The organism is Nonomuraea sp. NPDC050691 (genome assembly GCF_040654455.1).
Lineage (GTDB): Bacteria > Actinomycetota > Actinomycetes > Streptosporangiales > Streptosporangiaceae > Nonomuraea.
Map to the genome: position 1 here is coordinate 1 of NZ_JBFAIA010000098.1, position 21,278 is coordinate 21,278.

General features: G+C 72.2%; 19 protein-coding genes. 6 read left to right on the forward strand and 13 right to left on the reverse strand.

Features of this window, described 5'->3' with window-relative positions; genetic code table 11:
- The 3 genes from AB0H81_RS28495 to valS all read right to left on the reverse strand — a co-directional run.
- On the reverse strand, positions 1–197 hold a 197-nt coding region (locus tag AB0H81_RS28495; RefSeq protein ID WP_358380711.1), incomplete at its 3' end, for a hypothetical protein.
- A 193-nt stretch (positions 198–390) separates the two neighbouring features.
- Positions 391–1,596, reverse strand: a complete 1,206-nt coding sequence (locus AB0H81_RS28500; RefSeq protein WP_358380713.1) for an AI-2E family transporter — start codon at positions 1,594–1,596, stop codon at positions 391–393.
- A gap of 90 nt (positions 1,597–1,686) precedes the next feature.
- On the reverse strand, positions 1,687–4,206 hold the full coding sequence (gene valS, locus AB0H81_RS28505; protein ID WP_358380715.1) for a valine--tRNA ligase: 2,520 nt from the start codon (positions 4,204–4,206) through the stop codon (positions 1,687–1,689).
- Between the two features lie 79 nt (positions 4,207–4,285).
- Here valS and AB0H81_RS28510 point away from each other — a divergent pair, with 79 nt between their 5' ends.
- The gene (locus AB0H81_RS28510; protein WP_358380717.1) at positions 4,286–4,570 is read left to right on the forward strand and encodes a DUF4235 domain-containing protein; all 285 of its coding nucleotides are present in this window, start codon (positions 4,286–4,288) and stop codon (positions 4,568–4,570) included.
- Here AB0H81_RS28510 and AB0H81_RS28515 read toward each other — a convergent pair.
- The 3 genes from AB0H81_RS28515 to paaN form a co-directional block, all read right to left on the reverse strand.
- Positions 4,503–5,936: a trehalose-6-phosphate synthase gene (locus AB0H81_RS28515; protein ID WP_358380719.1), complete on the reverse strand. Its 1,434-nt coding sequence runs from the start codon at positions 5,934–5,936 to the stop codon at positions 4,503–4,505. The two genes, AB0H81_RS28510 and AB0H81_RS28515, sit on opposite strands and share 68 nt — an antisense overlap.
- A gap of 216 nt (positions 5,937–6,152) precedes the next feature.
- Positions 6,153–7,322, reverse strand: a complete 1,170-nt coding sequence (locus tag AB0H81_RS28520; RefSeq protein ID WP_358380721.1) for a thiolase family protein — start codon at positions 7,320–7,322, stop codon at positions 6,153–6,155.
- A gap of 141 nt (positions 7,323–7,463) precedes the next feature.
- Entirely contained in the window at positions 7,464–9,110 is a 1,647-nt protein-coding gene (gene paaN / locus AB0H81_RS28525) for a phenylacetic acid degradation protein PaaN (RefSeq protein ID WP_358380723.1), read from the reverse strand.
- A gap of 127 nt (positions 9,111–9,237) precedes the next feature.
- Between paaN and AB0H81_RS28530 the strand changes: the two genes are divergently transcribed.
- Positions 9,238–9,846 carry a TetR/AcrR family transcriptional regulator gene (locus AB0H81_RS28530; RefSeq protein WP_358380725.1) on the forward strand — a complete coding sequence of 203 codons (609 nt, stop codon included), beginning with the start codon at positions 9,238–9,240 and terminating at the stop codon, positions 9,844–9,846.
- A 107-nt stretch (positions 9,847–9,953) separates the two neighbouring features.
- Here AB0H81_RS28530 and AB0H81_RS28535 read toward each other — a convergent pair whose 3' ends face one another.
- The 4 genes from AB0H81_RS28535 to AB0H81_RS28550 all read right to left on the reverse strand — a co-directional run bounded on the left by AB0H81_RS28535 (position 9,954) and on the right by AB0H81_RS28550 (position 13,526).
- Positions 9,954–10,838, reverse strand: a complete 885-nt coding sequence (locus AB0H81_RS28535; protein WP_358380727.1) for a hypothetical protein — start codon at positions 10,836–10,838, stop codon at positions 9,954–9,956.
- A gap of 89 nt (positions 10,839–10,927) precedes the next feature.
- The gene (locus tag AB0H81_RS28540; protein WP_020542847.1) at positions 10,928–11,227 is read right to left on the reverse strand and encodes a DUF4193 domain-containing protein; all 300 of its coding nucleotides are present in this window, start codon (positions 11,225–11,227) and stop codon (positions 10,928–10,930) included.
- Between the two features lie 283 nt (positions 11,228–11,510).
- Positions 11,511–12,833, reverse strand: coding sequence for a HAMP domain-containing sensor histidine kinase (locus tag AB0H81_RS28545; RefSeq protein ID WP_358380729.1), 1,323 nt, complete (start codon positions 12,831–12,833; stop codon positions 11,511–11,513).
- 39 nt (positions 12,834–12,872) lie between these two features.
- Complete coding sequence (locus tag AB0H81_RS28550) at positions 12,873–13,526, reverse strand: response regulator transcription factor (RefSeq protein ID WP_358380731.1); 654 nt, start codon at positions 13,524–13,526, stop codon at positions 12,873–12,875.
- Between the two features lie 233 nt (positions 13,527–13,759).
- On the opposite strand from AB0H81_RS28550, the gene AB0H81_RS28555 reads away from it, so the two are divergent.
- Positions 13,760–13,924: a hypothetical protein gene (locus AB0H81_RS28555; RefSeq protein ID WP_358380733.1), complete on the forward strand. Its 165-nt coding sequence runs from the start codon at positions 13,760–13,762 to the stop codon at positions 13,922–13,924.
- 130 nt (positions 13,925–14,054) lie between these two features.
- On the opposite strand, the gene AB0H81_RS28560 is transcribed toward AB0H81_RS28555, so the two are convergent.
- On the reverse strand, positions 14,055–14,843 hold the full coding sequence (locus AB0H81_RS28560) for an inositol monophosphatase family protein (RefSeq protein ID WP_358380735.1): 789 nt from the start codon (positions 14,841–14,843) through the stop codon (positions 14,055–14,057).
- Entirely contained in the window at positions 14,843–16,843 is a 2,001-nt protein-coding gene (locus AB0H81_RS28565) for a S9 family peptidase (RefSeq protein WP_358380737.1), read from the reverse strand. The genes AB0H81_RS28560 and AB0H81_RS28565 overlap by 1 nt, the downstream gene beginning before the upstream one ends.
- 125 nt (positions 16,844–16,968) lie before the next feature.
- Here AB0H81_RS28565 and AB0H81_RS28570 point away from each other — a divergent pair, with 125 nt between their 5' ends.
- Complete coding sequence (locus AB0H81_RS28570) at positions 16,969–17,925, forward strand: ferrochelatase (RefSeq protein WP_358380739.1); 957 nt, start codon at positions 16,969–16,971, stop codon at positions 17,923–17,925.
- Between the two features lie 30 nt (positions 17,926–17,955).
- Here AB0H81_RS28570 and AB0H81_RS28575 read toward each other — a convergent pair whose 3' ends face one another.
- Positions 17,956–19,155, reverse strand: coding sequence for a lytic transglycosylase domain-containing protein (locus AB0H81_RS28575; RefSeq protein ID WP_358380741.1), 1,200 nt, complete (start codon positions 19,153–19,155; stop codon positions 17,956–17,958).
- A gap of 77 nt (positions 19,156–19,232) precedes the next feature.
- Here AB0H81_RS28575 and AB0H81_RS28580 point away from each other — a divergent pair, with 77 nt between their 5' ends.
- Both AB0H81_RS28580 and AB0H81_RS28585 read left to right on the forward strand, forming a co-directional pair.
- On the forward strand, positions 19,233–20,450 hold the full coding sequence (locus AB0H81_RS28580) for an MFS transporter (protein ID WP_358380743.1): 1,218 nt from the start codon (positions 19,233–19,235) through the stop codon (positions 20,448–20,450).
- Positions 20,451–20,504: 54 nt separating this feature from the next.
- Complete coding sequence (locus AB0H81_RS28585; RefSeq protein WP_358380745.1) at positions 20,505–21,278, forward strand: polysaccharide deacetylase family protein; 774 nt, start codon at positions 20,505–20,507, stop codon at positions 21,276–21,278.

The following is a 21,278-nucleotide window of genomic DNA, read 5'->3' on the forward strand; positions in this document are numbered from 1 at the left end:
CCCAGCTCGCCGCGGGCCTCCAGGCGGTCGGGGACGGGCCCCAGGCGGACGCCGGGCGGGATGACGGTGTACTGCTCCGGGCGCACCGGCAGGCCGGGGTCGAGCCGCTGGATGAGGATCTCCAGCGAGGGCGCGGCCGGGGCGTCCGTGAGCGGGGCGGGCCGGGAGCCCGCCGCGTCGCGGTCGGTCGCGGTCACGGGTTCACCTCGTCGTGGTGCTCCGGGACGCCGATGCGTCCCTCAGCCTCAAGGTACGCCCTTCCGGCGGTGATGCGGTCACACCCCGTGCGCGGGTGGAGTGTCGCGGGCGCGCCGCGGCGCCGGGGCGCCCGTGGGCGGGGGGCGCCGGAGGACGGCGTGGTCCAGGCGGTACGGGTCACGAGTGACGAGGTTACTCGCTGTCGGCCGGCCTTTCGCCGCGGTCGGCCCCGGCCGTGGCGGCTGCACCCTCGGGAGCGGGTGCGGCTGCGCCCTCGGGAGCGGGTGCGGCGGGCTCGGGCCCTTCGCCCACGTCCTCGTCGGCGTGCTCGCCCGGTGGCAGGGCGGGCTGGTCGTGGCGCAGTTCGGGCAGCGCACGGTAGATCACCGCGGCGACGGGCACGGCGACCGCCGCCCCGGCGATGCCGCCGAGGATGCCGCCCACGGCGAGGACGATGATGATGGCCAGCGGGTGGAAGTTGAGGGCCCGGCCGACGATCAGCGGCTGGAGGACGTGGTTCTCCAGTTGCTGCTCGACCACGAGGACGCCGACGAAGATCAGCGCGTACACGGGGCCCTTGGCGCCCAGCGTGACGAGCGTGGCGATCGTGCCGGCGAAGAAGATGCCGACGATGGGGATGAAGCTGGCGAAGAAGATGAGGACGGCGAGCGGCGCCCACAGCGGCACGCCCATGCCGGCCAGCACGATGCCCATGATGAGGCCGTGGACGGCGGCGACGGCCACGGTGCCCTGCACGTAGTGGGAGAGCGTGGTCCACGCCGCGCGGCCGGCGCGGTCGACGCGCGGCGTCATCTCACCGAACGCCCTGAGGAACCACGACCAGATCCGGTCGCCGTCCTTGAGCAGGAAGAACGTGACGAACAACAGCAGCACGATCGAGGCGAGCACCTCGAAGGCGACGGCGCCCGCGGTCAGCACGGTGCCGGTGATGGCGCTGCGCTGGGTGTTGACCATCGTCGCGACCTCGTCGACGTAGCTGGTGATCTGCGCCTGCTTGAGGTGCAGCGGGCCGGTGATCAGCCAGTTCTGCACCTCCCGGGAGGTCGCCTGGACCTGCTCGACGAGGTTGGGGAACTCCTCGGTGGCGCGGGCCCCGACCAGCCAGCCGGTGCCGACGAGGATGGCCAGCGCGACCAGCATGGTGAGCCAGGTGGCGTAGATGGGGCGCATCCCGGCCTGGCGCAGGCTGTTGGTGAGCGGGAACAGCAGCGCGGTCAGCAGCAGGGCGATCGCCACGGGCAGGGCGACGAAGCTGAGCCGCCCGACGCCCAGCGCGAAGTAGTAGACCACCACGCCGACGAGGATCAGGCACCCCGACCACGCGGCCATCTTGGCCAGCACGGGAGGCACGAGCTTGGTGGGGCGGTCTCTCAGCACATCCCCAGACTGGCACGTCCGGCGCCGGGATGCGCGCCGTTAAACGATCGGGCGCATCCCGGAGCCGTCACGCGGACGGTGGGCCCGGCGTCAGGCGGTCTCCCCCAGCACCACCTCGACCGTGAACGCGGGCCCGTCGCCCAGGACGAACTCCTCGACGTTGCCGGCACCGCACAGGTCGTCCTGCGCGAGGCGCACGAGCTCGGCCTCGGGCCCGGTGACCGTGAGGCGGGACACCTCGGCGCGCATGGACAGCTTGGCCTCGGACTTGGCCTTGCGCATCCGCCGCAGCACCTCGGAGGCCACGGCCAGCACGGCCGGGTCGCCGGTCCCGCGCTCGGCGGCCGGCCAGGCGGCGCGGTGGACGGAGCCGTCCCGCCACCACGACCACACCTCCTCGGTGACGAACGGCAGGAACGGCGCGAACAGCCGCAGCAGCGCGTCGAGCGCCCGCCGCAGCGCCGCGTGCGCGGAGGCCGCCGCCGCGTCGGACTCGTAGGCGCGGGCCTTGACCAGTTCCAGGTAGTCGTCGCAGAACGACCAGAAGAACCGCTCGGCGGCCTCCAGCGCCCGGGTGTAGTCGTAGTCCTCGAACGCCCGGGTGGCCTCGTCGACCACGTCGGCCAGCGCGGCCAGCATGGACAGGTCGAGCGGCTCGGTCACCTCGCCGTCGGATGCGGGGAAGCCGAGCACGAACTTCGACGCGTTGAGGATCTTGATGGCCAGCCGCCGGCCGACCTTGATCTGCCCGGTGTCGAAGGCCGTGTCGGTGCCGGGCCGCCCGCTGGCCGCCCAGTAGCGGACCGCGTCGGAGCCGTACTCCTCCAGCAGCCCGAGCGGCGTCGTGACGTTGCCCTTGGACTTGGACATCTTCTTGCGGTCGGGGTCGAGGATCCACCCGGAGATGGCCACGTCGCTCCACGGCAGCGTGCCGAACTCCTGGTGCGCCCGGACCACGGTGGAGAACAGCCAGGTGCGGATGATCTCGTGGGCCTGGGGCCGCAGGTCCATGGGGAAGACCCGGGAGAACAGGTCGGGGTCGCGCTCCCACCCGCCGGCGATCTCCGGGGTGAGCGAGGACGTGGCCCAGGTGTCCATGACGTCGGGGTCGCCGACGAACCCGCCGGGCTTGCCCCGCCGGTCCTCGGTGTAGCCGTCGGGGACCTGGGACGACGGGTCGACCGGCAGCAGCTCCTCGGGCGGCAGCAGCGGCCGGGTGTAGTCGGGCTCGCCGGCGTCGTCCAGCGGGTACCAGACGGGGAACGGCACGCCGAAGAAGCGCTGCCGGGAGATCAGCCAGTCGCCGGCCAGGCCCTGCACCCAGTTGTCGTAGCGGACCCGCATGTGCGCCGGGTGCCAGCGCAGCTCCGAGCCGCGGGCGAGCAGCCGCTCGCGCAGCTCGGCGTCACGCCCGCCGTTGCGGATGTACCACTGGCGGGTGGTGACGATCTCGAGGGGCCGGTCGCCCTTCTCGTAGAACTTGACCATGCGCTGGACCGGGCGCGGGTCGCCGTCGAGGTCGCCGGACTCGCGCAGCAGCTCGACGATGCGCTCGCGAGCGCTGTGCACGGTCTTGCCGGCCAGCTCCTCGTACGGCTCGCGCTCGGCGCCCTCCGGGGGTTCGGGCAGCAGCCGCCCGTCGCGGCCGATGACGGGCCGTGTGGGCAGCCCCAGCTCGCGCCACCAGGTGACGTCGGTGAGGTCGCCGAACGTGCAGATCATCGCGATGCCGGACCCCTTGTCGGGTTCGGCGAGGTGGTGGGCGAGGACCGGCACCTCGACGCCGAACAGCGGCGAGAGCGCGCTCGTGCCGAACAGCGGCTTGTAGCGCTCGTCGTCGGGGTGGGCGACCAGCGCCACGCACGCGGGGATCAGCTCGGGCCGGGTGGTCTCGATCCAGATCGGCCCCTTCTCGCCGTAGAAGGAGATGCGGTGGAAGGCGCCCGGCCACTCGCGGTCCTCCAGCTCGGCCTGGGCGACGGCGGTGCGGAAGGTGACGTCCCACAGCGTGGGCGCCTCGGCGAGGTAGGCCTCGCCGCGCGCGAGGTTGCGCAGGAAGGCGCGCTGGGAGGCGGCCCGCGCGGCGCCGTCGATCGTGGCGTACGTCATCGACCAGTCGACCGACAGGCCGAGGCGGCGCCACAGCTCCTCGAACGCCTTCTCGTCCTCGGTGGTCAGCCGCTCGCACAGCTCGATGAAGTTGCCGCGCGAGATCGGCACCTGCCGCTTGGGGTCGGGCTTGGCGGGAGGTGTGAAGCCGGGGTCGTAGGGCACCGACGGGTCACAGCGCACGCCGAAGTGGTTCTGCACGCGACGCTCGGTGGGCAGGCCGTTGTCGTCCCACCCCATGGGGTAGAAGACCTCGCGCCCGCGCATCCGCTGGAAGCGGGCGACGGTGTCGGTGTGCGTGTACGAGAAGACGTGACCCACGTGGAGAGAGCCGGAGACCGTCGGAGGGGGTGTGTCGATCGAGTAGATCTGCTCGCGGGTCTTGGACCGGTCGAAGCGGTAGGTGCCGTCCCGCTCCCAGCGGGCTACCCATACCTGCTCCAAGCCGTCAAGTGTCGGTTTTTCCGGCATGGAGGCATGGCGTAGTCGCTGTTGAGTCATGCCTCCATATGCTACGGCTTCGCGGGCTGCGCCAGCGTTGCAGACTAGGGTTCGTTACACAGGGGAAGGAGACGTCCGCATGGCAGATGAGAGGCCGGACCTGGCCTGGCGGGTGATCGGCGGGCTGATGGGCCTGGCGACCGCGTGGGTGGCGCGTAAGGCCCTCGGGTTCGTCTGGGTGAAGGCGACGGGCAAGGAGCCGCCTGTCGACCCGGACTCCCCCGAGGTCAGCATGGGTGAGGCGATCGGCTACGCGGTGCTCATGGGTGTCGGCATGTCCGTGGCGCAGATCGTGGTCAATCGGACTGCCAAGAAGCGCTATGAGGCATGGCGGTCGGTGAAGCAGGCGACTCGAGCGCTGTGAGGAACTCGCTCGCCCAGCGGTCCACGTCGTAGGTGGCGACCCGGCGGCGCATCGTGCGCATCCGCCGGGCCAGCTCGTGCGGCGTGGCCCGCATGGCGGCGACCATCTGGCGCTTGACGTCCTCGATGTCGTACGGGTTGACCAGGTACGCCTGGCGCAGCTCGTCGGCCGCCCCGGTGAACTCGCTGAGCACGAGCGCGCCGTGCAGGTCCTGGTGGCAGGAGACGTACTCCTTGGCGACCAGGTTCATGCCGTCGCGCAGAGGCGTGACGACCATGACGTCGGCCGCCAGGTAGAGCGCGGCCAGCTCCTCGCGCCCGTACGACTGGTGGAAGTACTGGACGGGCTGCAGGCCGAGCATCGCGTGCTCGCCGTTGATCCGGCCGACCTGGAGCTCGATGTCGTCGCGCAGCCGCTTGTACTCCTCGACCCGTTCCCGGCTGGGCGTGGCGATCTGCACGAACACCGCCTCGTTCGGCGCGAGCGTCCCCTCCTTGAGCAGCTCGCCGAACGCCTCCAGGCGCTGGCCGATGCCCTTGGTGTAGTCGAGCCGGTCCACGCCGAGCAGCATGTGCTCGGGGTCGCCGAGCTCGGCGCGGATCTCCTTGGCGCGCTGGATGATGTGCGGCTCGCGCACCAGCGAGTCGAGCTCGCCGAAGTCCACGGAGATGGGGAACGCCTGGGTGGTGACGACCCGGTCCTCGAGGAAGATCTCGTTCCCCTTGTAGGGCAGGCCGAGCAGGCGGCGGCAGAGCCGGCGGAAGTTGGCCGCGCCGCCGGGGAGCTGGAAGCCCACGAGGTCGGCCCCGAGCAGGCCCTCGACGAGGTCCTTGCGCCAGGGCAGCCGCCAGAACAGCTCCACGGGCGGGAACGGGATGTGCAGGAAGAAGCCGATGCGCAGGTCGGGCCGGAGCTTGCGGAGCATGGCGGGCACGAGCTGGAGCTGGTAGTCCTGCACCCAGACGACGGCGCCCTCGTCGGCGGCCTCGGCCGCGGCGGCGGCGAAGCGCTCGTTGACGGCGCGGTAGGCCTCCCACATCTTCCGGTCGAAGACCGGTGGCGCGACCACGTCGTGGTAGAGCGGCCACAGAGTGGCGTTGGAGAAACCCTCGTAGTACAGCTCGACCTCGCGGGCCGACAGCGGCACCGGGATCAGGCTCATGCCGCCCTGCTCCAGCGGCTCCAGCTTCTCGTCGGGGGCGCCGTGCCACCCGAGCCAGGCGCCGTGGCGGCGCTGCATCACCGGTGCGATGGCGGTGACGAGCCCCCCGGGGCTCCTGCGCCATGAGGCCGTTCCGTCCGGCTCGATCGTCCGGTCCACCGGCAACCGGTTGGCGACGATCAAAAACGAGCTACGGCCACTCACCCAAGTCCTCCTAGACTCACCTGTGCGAGAACCGCTACACACGGCTCCCGACGCCCACCTCCGAGCCGCGTTCGCCGGATCACCGCCCCGCGTGCCGGGGAGCATGCGCAGGCTCGCGAACCGGAACGGCGCCGTACACACCCTGCCCAGGACCTGCGAAAACAAACATTTATCGCACATATCACACACATGGGGCATTTCCCCTCGACGGCCGTCTCAGACCCGTTCGACCAGCATCGCGACCCCCTGACCGACGCCCACGCAGAGCGTCGCCAGGCCGCGCCTGCCGCCCTCGCGCTCCATCCGCCCGAGCAGGGCGACGACCAGGCGGGCGCCGGAGCAGCCCAGCGGGTGGCCGAGCGCGATCGCCCCGCCGTCGGCGTTGACCCGCTCCGGGTCGATCCCGAGCCGGGAGACGCAGGCGAGCACCTGGGCGGCGAACGCCTCGTTGATCTCGACGGTGTCGACGCCCGCGACGTCGTCCCAGCCGGCCCGGGCCAGGGCCTTGCGGGTGGCGGGCACCGGCCCGAGGCCCATGAGGTGCGGCTCCACGCCGGCCGCCGCGCCGGTGACGATCCGCGCCCGCGGCGTGAGGCCGTGGCGGCGCACCGCCTCCTCGCTCGCGACCACGACCGCGGCGGCGCCGTCGGACAGCGGCGAGGAGGAGCCGGCCGTGACGATGCCGTCCGCGCGGAAGACGGCGCGCAGCCGCGACAGCCGTTCGAGCGAGGTGTCGGGGCGCGGCCCCTCGTCGGCGGTGACCTCGCCCACGGGCACGAGGTCGGCGGCGAGGCGGCCGTCCTTGGCTGCGGCGACCGCGCGGGTATGGCTGCGCAGGGCCCAGGCGTCGGAGGCGGCGCGGGTGATGCCGTCGAGCGCCGCCACCTCCTCGGCGGTCTCGCCCATCGACAGGGTGGTGCGCGGGCCGAAGCGCGGGTTGGCGAAGCGCCAGCCGAGCGAGGTGTCGGCGACCTCTCCCGGCTTGGCCCACGGGGTGCCGGGCTTGGCCATGACCCACGGGGCCCGCGTCATGGACTCGACGCCGCCCGCCACCACCAGGTCGGCCTCGCCGGCCCGTACGGCCTGGGCGGCGGACACGACGGCGGTCAGGCCGCTGGCGCACAGCCGGTTGACGGTGTGCGCCGGAACGGTCTCGGGCAGCCCGGACAGCAGGACGGCCATGCGGGCGACGTTGCGGTTGTCCTCGCCGGCCTGGTTGGCGGCGCCCAGGACGACCTCGTCGACGGCCTCGGGATCGACGCCGGCGCGCCGCACCGCCTCGCCGACCACCAGGGCGGCCAGGTCGTCGGGCCGCACGTGGGCCAGCGCCCCGCCGTACCTGCCCATCGGGGTGCGCACGCCGCCGACCAGATAGACCTCGCCCATGCCGTCCTCCGCTCCTCGCGCGCCGCCGCAGACGGCCTCGGACCGTACGGTGCCGCCTATGCCTCGACCGTACGGTGCCGCAGGCGGCCTCGACCGTACGGTGCCGCACGCGCCCTCGACCGTACGGCCCGCGGCGCCGGATCAGGCGGGGCGGCGGGACTGGACCATGTGGAAGCGGCCGGCCACGAAGGACGGGTCGGTGAGCGAGGCCGTGGCCGCCGGGTTGGCGCCCGTGCCGTGGTAGTCGCTGAAGGCCGCCGACTGGTTGACGAACACCCCGCCCTCCAGGTTGCACGACAGGTTGACGCCCGCCTCCAGCGCGGCCCGCTCGGCCCGTTCCAGGACCTCGGGCGAGGTCGAGTACACCGCGGCCGTGAGAGCGCCCCTACCGGCGGTCACCCGGCCCAGCAGGCCGAGGCTCTCCTCGGTCGAGGCCGTGGGAACGACGAAGGCGACCGGGCCGAAGTGCTCCCGCCCGTACACGTCGTCGGCGGCGGGGTCGACGCGGACGATGACGGGCGTGCGGACCACGGCGTCCGGGAAGGCCGGGTGCTTGAGCGCCCGTGACTCCAGCACCACCTCGCCGAGCGACGGCGCGGCCTCCACGCGGGCCAGCACGTCGGGGTTGACGATGGCGCCGGTGATCTCCACGGCGCGCGCGTCGTCGCCCAGCAGCCGCCCGACGGCGCCGGCGATCCCCTGCGCGACCTCCTCGAAGCTCTTGTGCCCCTCGTCGGTCTCGATGCCGCCGGCGGGGATGAGGATGGTCTGCGGGGTGGTGCACATCTGCCCGCTGTAGAGCGACAGCGAGAACGCCAGGTTGCCGAGCATGCCGCGGAAGGAGCCGGTCGAGTCGACGACGACCGTGTTGACGCCGGCCTTCTCGGTGTGGACGAGCGCCTGACGGGCGTTGGCCTCCAGCCACTGGCCGAACTCGGTGGAGCCGGTGAAGTCGACGATCCGCACGGCCGGATGCGTGGCGAGCGTCGTGGCCAGGCCCTGGCCCTCCTCGGCGGCCAGCGACACCAGCGCCGGATCGAAGCCCGCCTCGGCGAGCACCTCGCGGGCGATCCGCACGGTGATCGCGAGCGGCAGGACCGCCCGGGGGTGCGGCTTGACGATCACCGGGTTGCCGGTGACCAGCGACGCGAACAGCCCCGGGTAGGCGTTCCACGTCGGGAAGGTGTTGCAGCCGATCACCAGCGCGACGCCGCGCGGCACGGCCGTGAAGGTCTTGGTCATGACCAGCGGGTCGCCCTTGGCGGGCTTCTCCCAGCGAGCCGTGGCGGCCGAGGCGGTCATGGCGGCGTGGCCGTACGCGATCGCCTCCAGAGCGCGGTCCTGCGCGTGCGGGCCGCCGGCCTGGAACGCCATCACGAACGCCTGCCCGGTGGTGTGCTGCACCGCGTGCGCGATCTCGAACGAGCGCTGGTTGATCCGGTGGACGATCTCCACGCAGGCGAGGGAGCGGGCGTCGGGCCCGGCGTCGCGCCAGGCCGGCATGGCCGCCCGGGCCGCCTCGACCAGCCGCTCGACGTCGGGCTCGGGGTAGGTGACGCCGAGGTCGATCCCGTACGGCGAGCGCTCGGCGCCGATCCATCCGCCGGTGCCCGGCTGGTCCAGCTCGAACGGCTTGCCCAGGTGGGCCTCGAACGTGGCCTTGCCCCGCTCGGCCGCCCCCTCGCCGTAGACCCGGGGTGACGGGGACTCGGGGTAGGCGCTCCAGTAGCCCCTGCCGGCGATGGCCGCAAGGGCCCGGTCCAGAGTCTCGCGGTGCTGGTCGAACATGGTTTTCCGACCTCTCTTGCCTGGGTACGGGCAGACGCTGACGTGTTTACCGAACATTCGGTCAGTTGACAAGCGTGACATCCGGCGGCGCGCGCAACGGGTCATCCGCAACCGGGATAATGGCGCCATGGCCGTACAACCCCGTCACGGCAGGCGGGGGCACGACCCCGAGTCCGTCCTGGCGATCGCCGTGGACGTCTTCAACGAGCGCGGCTACGACGGCACCAGCATGGAGGATCTGGCCAGGGCGCTCGGTGTCACCAAGTCGGCCATCTACCACCACGTGGCGGGCAAGGAGCAGCTGCTGGCGCGGGCGCTCGACCGGGCGCTGGACGGCCTGTCGGAACTGGTCGCCGACGAGCGGGCCGCCACCGGCCCGGCCATCGAGCGGCTGGAGTGGGTGGTGCGGCGCAGCGTCGGCATCCTGGTGGACCGCCTGCCGTACGTGACGCTGCTGCTGCGGGTGCGCGGCAACAGCGCGACCGAGCGGCGGGCGCTGGAGCGGCGGCGCGCCTTCGACGCGTTCGTCAGCCACCAGGTCAAGGAGGCGGCGGCCGAGGGCGCGATCCGGGCCGACCTCGACCCGGCGCTGGTGACGCGGCTGCTGTTCGGGGCGGTCAACTCGATCACCGAGTGGTACCGGCCGGAGCGCGGCGGCTCGGCGGACGGCCTGGCGGACGCGCTGGTGCGGATGACCTTCGACGGCCTGCGCGACCACGACGGCCGCAACGCCTGACGATCGGGCCCGCCCGGGGAGGGCGGCCGGGCCCACGCGGACGAGGGTGACCGGGCCCACGCGGACGAGGGTGACCGGGCCCGCGCGGAGGAGGGCGGGCGCGGCGTCTAACGGTCGAGCTTGCGGCGCTCGGGGGGCGGGGGCAGCTTGCCGCGCAGGTCGGCGCGGATGGCCTCGCCGAGCTTCTTGGTGGCCAGCCGGTTGAGCGCGCCCCCGGCGACGGCGCCGGTGAGGAACGGGCCGAGCGTGGTCAGGTGGCGGCCGAGCGTGCGCATGAGGCGGTTGCGCAGGGCGGTCTTGGTGGCGGCGCCCAGCGCCAGGGAGACGGACGCGGGGGCGAGGGGGTCGATCCCGCGCTGCCTGGCCCAGGCGGCGGTGAACGCGGCGGCGCGCTGGGGCCCGGTGCCCTGGACCCGCACGCCGTAGACCTCGTGCAGCTCGGCCAGGAGCTTGACCTCGATGGCGGCCACGACGATGGTCTCGGCCACGAGCTGGGCGGGGGCCGAGAGGAGCAGGGGCGGCGCGGCGAACTCGGCCGCGGCGAGCGCCCCGCCGATGGCGCCGACCGTCATGGTGGCCTTCTGGGCGGTGCGGATGAGGTCGTCGGCGAGCTCCTCGCCGGTCAGACCGTGGTGGTGCTCGGAGAGGGTGTGGAGGTCGCGGATGGGGATGCGCGGCGCGATGCTGAGGAAGATGTCGGCGAGGAAGCGGCCGCGGCCCACGCCTTCGGCGCGCGCCTTCCTCCCGCCGGCGCTCAGCGCGCGCGCCAGTCGGCCGAGCAGCTTCCGCCGCTCGGCCGGCTCCAGCTCGCCGGGCTCGGTCAGCCTGCCGACGAGCTCGCCGACCTCGGTGTCGGTGCCGGCGAGCTCGTTGTCCGGCCGTGGGTCCGGGTCCTGCCGGTCCCGGTTGTCGTCGCTGTCGTACGGCTTGTCGCCGTGCTCGTTGACGTGCTGCTCGTCGCCGTGCTGCTCGTGCCTGTCCGGTCGGGCCACGCGGAAGCCTCCGTCCTATGGTCGCGACAGCTCGTTGCCCATGCGGCGGCGTTCCATGCCGCCGTGGGGCGAGCTCCTTCGCTCCGTGGTCAGGCCGCGCACTCCCGGCAGACCTGCTGGCCGTTCTTCTCGGAGGCCAGCTGGCTGCGGTGGTGCACGAGGAAGCAACGCGAGCAGGTGAACTCGTCGGCCTGGCGCGGGATCACCCGCAGGCTGAGCTCCTCGTTGGACAGGTCGGCGCCGGGCAGCTCGAGCGACTCGGCGAGATCGGTCTCGTCGATGTCGATGCTGCCGGACGACTTGTCGGTGCGCCTGGCCTGCAGCTCCTGGAGGCTGTCCTCACCGAGGTCGTCGTCTGTCTTGCGCGGGCTGTCGTAGTCGGTAGCCATGGTGCTACTCCATCCCCCTCATCCATATGTCGTCGCGCGGACCGCGCGTCTTCTAACGTCTGGCAGGTACGTCTTGTGCCCGCTCCGGCGGGGAGATTTTGCATCGGTACCCCGGTTGAACGACCACTGAACCTCCCAACACGTGAGGGCCCTCTGCCATCGGCAATGGTTAGCCAAATATGGCCAAACGCACAGCCTGGCGTCGCGCACCACCGTGTTCGACGGCACATCCAACCACATGTGCGGCAAGAACGAGACGCCCCCACCCGACCAACACGCCGGATCAGCGGCTCGGAAGCCGAATGGTCACCACAAGTCCTCCGCCCTCCCGTGGCACGGCGGTCACGTTCCCGCCGTGAGCCTGCACCACGGCGCGCACGATGGACAGGCCCAGACCCGCTCCCTTGGCCGATTCCACGCGGTCCGCGTGGAGCCTTCTGAACGGCTCGAACAGGCTGTTCACCTCGTACGCCGGGACATGCTGTCCGGTGTTGGCCACCTGAACAACCAAGGCCCCGTCCACCATTCCCGTCCGAATCCAGACTTTTCCGTTTTCGGGGACGTTGTATTTGACGGCGTTCTCCAGCAGGTTGCTGACGGAGCGTTCCAGCAGCACCGGATCGCCCACCGTGGGAGCGCCGACCAGCTCGGTGGTGATCGTCACCCCGGCCTCCTCGGCGAACGGAGTCACCTGCTCGACGGCGGTCGTCGCCACGTCCTGGACGTCCAGCGGCTTGCGCACCGCCAGCTCCCGCTCGCTGCGCGCCAGCAGCAGCAGGCCCTCGATGAGCTTCTCGTTGCGGGCGTTGACCTCCAGGAGGGTACGGCCCAGCGCCTTCAGGTCCTGCGACGCCTCCGGGTCGGACAGGGCGATCTCCAGCACCGTCCGGTTGATGGTCAGCGGCGTGCGCAGCTCGTGGGAGGCGTTGGCCACGAAGCGGCGCTGGGTGTCGAAGGCGACGTTCAGCCGGGTGAGCATGGCGTCGAAGGTGTCGGCCAGCTCCTTCAGCTCGTCGTCCGGGCCCTCCAGGTCGATGCGCTGATGGGAGAGGTTGCTCTCGGACAGCTTGCGGGCCGTGGCCGTCATCTGCGTCACCGGACGCAACGCCCGGTCGGCGACGAAGTAGCCGAAGATGAGGGCGAGGATGCCCACCCCCAGCAAGGCGAGGACCGACTGCACGACCAGCTTGTCCAGCACCTGGTTGATGCCGTTGGTCCGCAGGAGCTGCACCTGGCCCTGGAGGTAGTCCCCCACCTCGTCCGGGACGCCGGGCGGCAGGTGGACCGTGTACTCGAAGCCCGCGTAGAGCACCGCCCTCACGATGAAGTACATGACCAGCAGCAGCAAGGCCCCGCCGACGAAGAACATGGCGCTGTAGGTGAGCGTCAGCCGCCAGCGCATGCTGACTTTCCCGGACAGATCCTTCACCCGATCACGCGCCGACCGCTGGGGTTGCGCGTACTCGGGCGGCGGCGGGCCGTCCCAGGCCGGCGGGCCGCTCGGCGGCGGCGCCTCGTGCGGCCGGGTGGCCTTGCGCTCCGAATGCGGGCTGATCATGGGGTGCGTCGGCACCGCCGTCTCGCGCCGCTCATGCCTCTCGGTCACTCCGCCCCCTTCGCCGGGCCCCGCCCGTGAAGGCACGGGTCACAGCTTGTACCCGACCCCGGGCACCGTCTCGATCACCTGCGGGTCGCCCAGCTTCTTGCGCAACGTCATCATCGTGACCCGCACCACGTTGGTGAACGGGTCGATGTTCTCGTCCCATGCCTTGTCCAGCAGATCCTCCTGGCTGACGACCGCGCCCTCGGCGCGCATCAGCTCCTCCAGGACCGCGAACTCCTTCTTCGTGAGGGTGATCTCCCTGCCGTCGCGCTCCACCAGCCGCTTGCCCGGGTCGAGACGGATCCCGGCCCGCTCCAGCACCGGCGGCAGCGCCGGGGCCGAGCGGCGGCCGAGCGCGCGCACCCGGGCGACCAGCTCGATGAACACGAACGGCTTGGCGAGGTAGTCGTCGGCCCCGAGGCCGAGCCCCTCCACCTTGTCGTCCACGTCGCCCGAGGCGGTCAGCATGAGGATCCGCGAGGCGGTGCGCTGCTCCACCAGGCGGCGGCACACCTCGTCACCGTGGACGACCGGCAAGTCGCGATCCAGGACGATCACGTCGTAGTCGATGTAGGACGTGCGCTCCAGCGCGCCACCGCCGTCGTAGGCCACGTCGACCGCCATGGCCTCGCGCCGCAGGCCGGTCGCGATCGCGTCGGCGAGCACCCGCTCGTCCTCAACCACCAGCACTCGCACGCCCGTGCACCTCTCTCCGATTCTCGTCACTCATTCTGCACACGCCTTCGATAAGCGCACGGTAAGGCATACGCCGCCAACCTGCCGCGACGTGGCTCCGAGAATTCATGTTTCGGACTGCGAGGGCCCTGGGTATGCCTGCGGGACACCCATCGCCGTGCCATGAGGGGCACGGTCCGTCACGGGTGCCGCTTCTCCTCCGGGAAGCTCGAACCCCGCAGAAAGTAGGTGAGATGGGCGAGTTCACCACCACGATCGAACGCCGCCTCGACCAGGCTTATCAGGGCCTCCGGGAGGCCCGCAGCGCCGGCGACGACTACCTCGCCGACACCCTCACCGCCGAGATCGAGGACCTGCGCCGCCTGGCGGACGATCACGGCATTCCCTTGCCCTGCTGATCACACGTGAAACGCGCACTGCTGATCACACGTGAAACGGCCGGGACCCGCGTAAGGGGCCCGGCCGTTTCACGTGTCCGGGGCCGGGCCTCTCGCGTGCGCGAAGCCGGCCGCCTCACCGTGGACGCGCTCAGGCGTCGCGTTCGGGGTCGAGCGGCGCGAGCAGGTCGTGCAGCTCCTCGAACAGGCCGGGCGCCGCGCAGAGCAGCAGCTCCGAGGAGGCCGGCTTGCCGTTCAGGCCGGCCATCCGCGCCCCCGCCTCGGCCGCGACCAGCCCGGCCGCCGCGTAGTCCCAGCGGTTGACGCCCCGCTCGTAGTAGCCGTCCACCCGGCCGGCCGCCACCGAGCACAGGTCCACCGCGCACGAGCCGCCGCGCCGGATGTCGCGCACCCGCGGCAGCACCTCGGCCAGCACCCGCCCCTGGACGGCCCGCCGCCGGGCGTCGTAGCCGAACCCGGTGGAGACCAGCGCCTGCGCCAGCGGCACGCCGGTGTTGCAGCGCAGCCGCTCCCCTTCGAGCCAGGCGCCCTCGCCGAGCACCGCGGTGAACACCTCGCCGCGCGGTACCACGTTGACGACGCCCGCGACCACCTGGCCGTCCACCTCGACCGCGATCGACACCGCCCACTCCGGCAGGCCGTACAGGAAGTTGACCGTGCCGTCGATGGGATCGACGATCCAGCGCACGCCGGAGTCGCCGCCCGCCTCGCCGCCCTCCTCGCCGAGGACGCGGTCGCCGGGCCTGGCCTCCTGGATGCGGGTGCGGATCAGCCGCTCCGACGCCGTGTCGAGGGTGGTGACCACGTCGGTGGGGCTGGACTTGGTCTCGACGACCTCGGACATCGTCGGCCGTTTGGCGAGCAGCATGTCGCCCGCCTCGCGCGCGATGTCCTCGGCCAGCCGTGCGAACTCGTTCATCACGCCACCGATTCCGGCCGCTTCCACTCCTCGCCGAGCACGTGCTGGGCGAGGAACGCGAGGACGGTCTCGTACCAGGCGACGGCGTTGCCGGGCTTGAGGATCCAGTGGTTCTCGTCGGGGAAGTAGAGGAACTTGGCCTCGACCTCGCTGCGCTGGAGGTCCCACCACAGGCGCAGCGCCTCGCCGATCGGCACCCGGTAGTCCTTGTCGCCGTGGATGACGAGCATGGGGGTGCGGATCTCGCCCAGCGACAGGTGGGGCGAGAGCTTGTCGTAGCGCTCGGAGCCGGCCGGGCCGAACTCGCGCTGCCAGTACATCGCGGCGTCGGTGGTGCCGGCGAACTGGTCGAGGTTCCACAGGGAGGCGTGGGTGACGATCGCCTTGTAGCGGTCGGTGTGGCCGGCGACCCAGTTGGCCATGTAGCCGCCGAAGGAGCCGCCCATCGCGGCGGTCCGCTCGGCGTCGATGTCGTCCCTGGCCACGGCGACGTCCACGATCGCCTCCAGGTCGGCCATGGTGCGCGGGCCCCAGTCACCCCAGCCGCGGTCGATCATGGCCTGGCCGTAGCCGGTGGACATGCACGGGTCGGGCATGAGAACGGCGTAGCCGTGCGCCGCCATGATCCACGACTGCCAGCGCCACTGCCAGTCGTTCCAGGACCCGAGCGGGCCGCCGTGGATGAACAGCACCAGCGGCGCGGGGTCGGCGGCGGAGGCGCCCTCCGGCAGGGCGAGCCAGCCGCGGATCGTCACCCCGTCGTCGGCGGTCGCGGAGATCTCGGTGAGCGTGCCGGGCAGCTCGGGCCGGGGCGCGGGCGACAGCAGGTCGGCGATCTCGGCCTCCGCGCCGGCCATGGCCGTGTCGATGCGCGCCGGGCCGGGCGCCATGCCGATGCCGCTGCGCAGCGCGTACAGGAACCGGCCGTCGGCCGAGGCGTTCAGCCCGAGGTACGAGGCGTCGTCCACGGTGACCCGGACGGCCTCGCCGGAGCCCTCGCCCACCGCGACGCGGAAGACGGGCCGGCGGCCCTGGTGGTCGGCCGCGACGTACACCGCCGACGAGTCGGCCGCCCACTCCACGTCCGCGGGGAACAGCACGTCGGGCGCGTACACGCTGCCCTCGCCGGTGGCCAGGTCGCCGACCCACAGCTCGGAGCGGGCCGACACGTCCAGCGCGGTGAGCCGGTCGCGCGAGCAGGCGACCCGCGTGCCGTCGGGCGACACCGCGACCGGGCCGGTGAAGTCGTGGGCGTCGTCGCTGAACAGCACGCGCCGCTCGCCGGTCGCCAGGTCGATCGCGACCAGCTCGGTGCGCGTCTCGCCGCGCGGCAGCGGCACCCGCCAGGTCGTCACCACCGTCGCGCCGTCGGGCGTCAGGTCGAACACGGCGTCACGCAGCGCCTCACCCGGGTCGGGCGTCAGGTCGCGGACGTCCTCCAGCCGGTCGTCGCCGAGGCGGCCGGCGAACAGCCGGGTACGGCCGGGCCCGAGGTCGTGGTCCCAGTAGCGCACCGGGTAGCCCTCGTGCAGGATCGCGCTGATCCCGGCGTCCTTGCGCGCCTTGCGGCGCTCCTCCTCGGTCGCCTCCTCGCCGCCGAGCACGTCGGAGGCGAACACCACGACGTCGCCCGCCGTGCGGAAGGACGCGATGCCGCCGGGCCGCGCGGCCACCTGCCGCGCCTCGCCGCCCTCGCGCGGCAGCAGCCACAGCGCCGGCACCTCCTCGCCGGCGTCCTTGGCCGTGGGGTCGGGGCGGGCGGAGGTGAACAGCACGTCGCCCGCGCGGGTGAACGCGGCCGAGCTCTCGCCCTTGGACGAGCGGGTCAGCCGGTACGGCTCGCCGTCGACCGGGACCGCCCAGAGCGCCGTGCCGAACGACTTGCCGTCGGGGTTGAGCGACTGGACGACGGAGACGAGCCGGGAACCGTCCGGCGAGAGCTTCAGGGAGAGAACCCGGGGGATGGCCACGTAGTCACGTATGTCGTTGAATGCGCTCACCCGACCGAACCTACCTGCTCCTACCCTCCTGACGTGAGGCGGCTCGATCGCGGAAATCCATTTCCGGGGCTCCATCAGACTCCCTCGCGGAGGGGGGCGCGTGTGCCGCGTCATAGGGTTGTCGCGTGGGGAACTACGACGCGCTCCTGGTCCTTTCCTTCGGCGGGCCCGAGGGTCCCGACGACGTCATGCCGTTCCTGGAGAACGTGGTGCGGGGCCGGGGGGTGCCGCGCGAGCGGCTGCTGGAGGTGGCCGAGCACTACCTGGGCTTCGGCGGGGTCAGCCCGATCAACCAGCAGAACCGCGACCTGGTCGAGGCGCTGCGCCCGCTCGCGGGCGTCCCGGTCTACTGGGGCAACCGCAACTGGCACCCGTTCGGCGAGGACACGGTGCGGCGGATGAGGGACGACGGCGTCCGCCGGGCGGCGGTCTTCGCCACCTCCGCGTTCGCCGGCTACTCGAGCTGCCGCCAGTACTACGAGGACATCGCGCGCATCTCGCTCGACGACGGACCCGAGCTGATCAAGATGCGCCACTACGGCGACCACCCGGGGTTCGTCGAGGCGATGGCCGACCACACCCGCCACGCCCTCGACCGGCTGGGCCGCGACGACGCGCGCCTGGTGTTCACGGCGCACAGCATCCCGGTGAGCATGGCCCGCACCGCCGGGCCCGGGGGCGGCCTGTACGAGGCGCAGCTGCGCCGCTCCGCCGAGCTGGTCAGCCGGGCGCTCGGCCGCACCCAGCCCTGGGACCTGGTGTGGCAGTCGCGCAGCGGCCCGCCGCAGGTGCCGTGGCTGGAGCCGGACGTGTGCGACCACCTGCGCAAGGTCGACGCCCCGGCCGTGGTGCTGGTGCCGATCGGGTTCGTCTCCGACCACATGGAGGTCGTCTACGACCTCGACACGGAGGCCCGGCAGGTGGCCGCCGAGCTGGGGCTGCCGATGGAGCGGGCGGCGACGGCCGGCACGCACCCCGCGTTCGTGCGGATGGTGCGCGAGCTCATGGACGAGCCCGAGCCGGTGCCGTGCCCGCTGACCTGCTGCCCTGCGCCGGTCCGCCCCGCCGCTGCCGCGCGGTAGCAGGCCGGGCCGCGGGCCGGAAGCCGCCCGTCAGGACGCGTAGGTGCGCGCGTACGCCTCGGCGACGCCCATGACCTTGTTCACGTAGTCCCAGGAGTGGTTGTAGAACCAGATCGCCTTGCGCAGTTTCTGGCCGCCCTTGCCGGCGCCGTTCGCGCACAGGTAGTTGGCCGCTCCGGGCACCGCGTCGTACGGGCTCCAGATGTCGGACTTTCCGTCGCCGTCGCCGTCCACGCCGTACACCTTCCAGGTGGCGGGCATGAACTGCATCGGCCCGAGCGCCCCGGCGCTGGACGGCCCGTTGTTGCGGCCGTGTGAGCTCTCGACCTGACCGATGGCCGCCAGCACCGTCCACGACAGGCCGGGGCAGCGGGTGGCCGACTGCTTGTACAGCTCCAGGTAGCTGGCCGGGCGGCCGCCGGTGGCGGGACCGGTCGTGGGCGCGCCGGCGGTCGGGGCGGTGGCGGGGGTGCGGGCCTTCTTCTTCTCCGGGACGAGGGAGACGACCTGCGAGCCGGGGCCCAGCAGCTTGCGCACGCTCGCCCTGCTGATCGCGCCGCCCTTGCCGTGCAGCAGCACCGCGACGCCGCGGGCCATCCGCAGCTCCTGGCCGCGCCCGGTGCTCACCAGGCCGTCGACGCCGCGCAGGCCGAGCGTGGCCGCTGCGGCGACGCGCAGCCGCGGCCCGCCGTCCACCTGGTACTCCGCGCCCAGGGCGAGGCCCAGCCGGCGGGTGGCGGCGGCGTCGGCGACCATCTCGCCGCGCCCGATGGCGCTCCAGACGCCGGAATGCCCGGCGACGGTCTTCGGCGTCCACGACCGGAAGACGACGGGGTCCACGGCGAGCAGGTTGAGCGGGGTCCCGGACACCTGGACGGCGCCCGCGTCCACGACGGCGACCTTCTCCACGTGCTTGACCTTGGCCAGGGCGAGGCGGGTCCGCTTGGGCACCTCTGCGCGGGCGATGGCGATCATGCTGGGCGGGGTCACGGTGACGCCCGGGCCACCGGTCGCCTGGCCCGCGTCGCTGCTGACGGGCGCGGTGGTGGGTACGAGCTGGTCGAGGCGTACCTGCTGCCGCTCGCCGAGGCGGGCCTGCCGTACGGGCTCGCGGGCCGCGGCGTCGTGCGGGTCACCGCCGAGCAGCACGGCCACTCCCCCGCCGAGCGCCGTCAGGACGGCGACGGCGGCAGCCACGAGGAGCGTGGAGCGCAGGGGAAGATCGGACACGCGGGACACGTTAGCCGAATCGGCGGGAAAATCCGGTGCCGAACGGACATCGGCCATGGCAAGGTGAACGGTCAACGATGGGGGGGCATGAGGTGGTCGGGCCGTACCGGGGTTTGTTCGACGGGCCCGGCGTCAAGGGATTCGTGCTGGCCGGGTTCGTCGGCCGGATGCCGATGTCCATGCTCGGCATCGGCATCGTGCTGCTGGTCGAAGGGCTCACCGAGTCGTACGCCACGGCCGGCGCCGTGGCCGCCACCACGAACCTCGCTTTCTCGGTCGCCGCCCCGATGAGCGGGCGGCTCGTGGACCGGTTCGGCCAGACGCGGATCATCGTCCCGTTCGCCTCGCTCAACGCGCTGGCGCTGGCCACGCTCATGCTCAGCGCGGGTCTCGGCCTGCCCGAGTGGACGCTGTACGCCGCGGCGCTGCTGGTCGGGGCGACCTCGTTGTCGCTCGGCTCGATGGTGCGGGCGCGCTGGTCGGCCCTGCACGGCGGCTCCGCGCGGCTGCACACGGCGTTCGCGTTCGAGTCCGTGGCCGACGAGGTGATCTTCGTTACTGGTCCGGCGCTGGTCACCGTCCTCGCCACCGAGATCAACCCGTTCGCGGGGCTGACGGTGGCGCTGGTGTGCATGCTCGGCGGGTCGCTGGCGCTGGCCGCGCAGCGGGGCACGCAGCCGCCCGTCCAGTCCGTACGGGGCGGCGGCGGCACGCCCATCCTCATCCCCGGCGTCGCCCTGCTGGCGTGCGTCTACCTGGGACTCGGCTCGGTGTTCGGCTCGGTGGACCTGATCACGGTGGCGTTCGCCGAGGAGCACGGTGTGAAGGGCGCGGCCGGGTTGCTGCTGGCCGCGTTCGCGGGCGGGTCGATGGTGTCGGGCCTGTGGTTCGGGTCGCGGCACTGGAAGATGTCGCTGCGCGGGCGTTTCCTGCGGGCGCTCGCGGTGTTCGTGGCGGGGCTGACGCCGCTGACGTTCATCGGCGGCCCGTGGCTCATGGCGGGCACCCTCTTCCTGGCCGGGCTCGCGATCTCGCCGACGCTCATCACGGGCTTCTCGCTGACCGAGCGACTGGTGCCGCCGTCCCTGCTCACGGAGGGGATGGCGTGGATCTCCACCTCCATCGGGTTCGGGGTGGCGCTCGGCGCGTGGGCGGGCGGCCGGCTCACCGAAGCGGTCGGCGCGTCGAGCGCGTACGTCCTCCCCTTGGGCGCCGCGCTCTTCGCCGCGCTCGTGGGCGCGGCAGGTTCGGGTTTGCTGAGACTTCCCGAAGCGGCTTCACCCGCCGAGAGGTGATCCGATACCGTCGGGACATCCCTCGCAACACCCTTCACATTGGATGCATTCGTTATGTCCCGACAAACCAGCTCACTCCTGGCCATCGCGGTTGTCACGGTCGCCCTGACACCGGGACCCGCGCTGGCCCGGACCCCCACCCCCACGCCGGCCCCCAAGCCGGCGGTGACCGCCAAGAAGACGGCCGCCAAGAAGACGCCCGTGGACTGCGAGCAGGTCAAGTGCCTCGCGCTGACCTTCGACGACGGTCCCGGCAAGTACGCCGGCACGCTCCTCGACACGCTCAAGAAGTACGACGCCAAGGCGACGTTCTTCCTTGAGGGCCAGTACGTGAAGGCCCGCCCGGCCTACGTCAAGCGCATGGTCAAGGAAGGCCACGAGGTCGGCAACCACAGCTACACGCATCCCGACTTCACCAAGCTCGAACCGGCGGCCATCCGGAACGAGATCCAGAAGACGCAGGACGCCGTGAAGCAGGCCGCGGGCGTCGAGCCCAAGCTGCTGCGCCCGCCGTACGGGCTGGCCGACATCCAGGTCTCCGACGTCGCCGCCGAGTTCGGCATGCCGATCATCATCTGGACGGCCGGCTCCCGCGACTGGGACACCAAGAACGTCGACGCCATCAAGAAGCAGACGCTGGCCGTGGCGCAGCAGGACGGCATCATCCTCATGCACGACTGGGTCAAGCAGACCGTCGACGCCATGCCGTCGCTCATCAAGACCCTGCAGGGCAAGGGCTACCACCTGGTCACGGTGTCCGACATCGTGAAGAGGCAGAACCTCCAGCCCGGGGACGCCTTCCCGCTTCCTGAGGGCTGGGAGAACTGA

What these genes read in the sequence shown, in the direction of transcription:
- paaN (WP_358380723.1), bottom strand. Translation starts at nt 9,110, where the DNA reads ATGTTCGACCAGCACCGCGAGACTCTGGACCGGGCCCTTGCGGCCATC.
- AB0H81_RS28555 (WP_358380733.1), top strand. Translation starts at nt 13,760, where the DNA reads ATGGGCGAGTTCACCACCACGATCGAACGCCGCCTCGACCAGGCTTAT.
- AB0H81_RS28530 (WP_358380725.1), top strand. Translation starts at nt 9,238, where the DNA reads ATGGCCGTACAACCCCGTCACGGCAGGCGGGGGCACGACCCCGAGTCC.
- valS (WP_358380715.1), bottom strand. Translation starts at nt 4,206, where the DNA reads ATGACTCAACAGCGACTACGCCATGCCTCCATGCCGGAAAAACCGACA.
- AB0H81_RS28580 (WP_358380743.1), top strand. Translation starts at nt 19,233, where the DNA reads ATGGGGGGGCATGAGGTGGTCGGGCCGTACCGGGGTTTGTTCGACGGG.
- AB0H81_RS28540 (WP_020542847.1), bottom strand. Translation starts at nt 11,227, where the DNA reads ATGGCTACCGACTACGACAGCCCGCGCAAGACAGACGACGACCTCGGT.
- AB0H81_RS28510 (WP_358380717.1), top strand. Translation starts at nt 4,286, where the DNA reads ATGGCAGATGAGAGGCCGGACCTGGCCTGGCGGGTGATCGGCGGGCTG.
- AB0H81_RS28520 (WP_358380721.1), bottom strand. Translation starts at nt 7,322, where the DNA reads ATGGGCGAGGTCTATCTGGTCGGCGGCGTGCGCACCCCGATGGGCAGG.
- AB0H81_RS28585 (WP_358380745.1), top strand. Translation starts at nt 20,505, where the DNA reads ATGTCCCGACAAACCAGCTCACTCCTGGCCATCGCGGTTGTCACGGTC.
- AB0H81_RS28560 (WP_358380735.1), bottom strand. Translation starts at nt 14,843, where the DNA reads ATGAACGAGTTCGCACGGCTGGCCGAGGACATCGCGCGCGAGGCGGGC.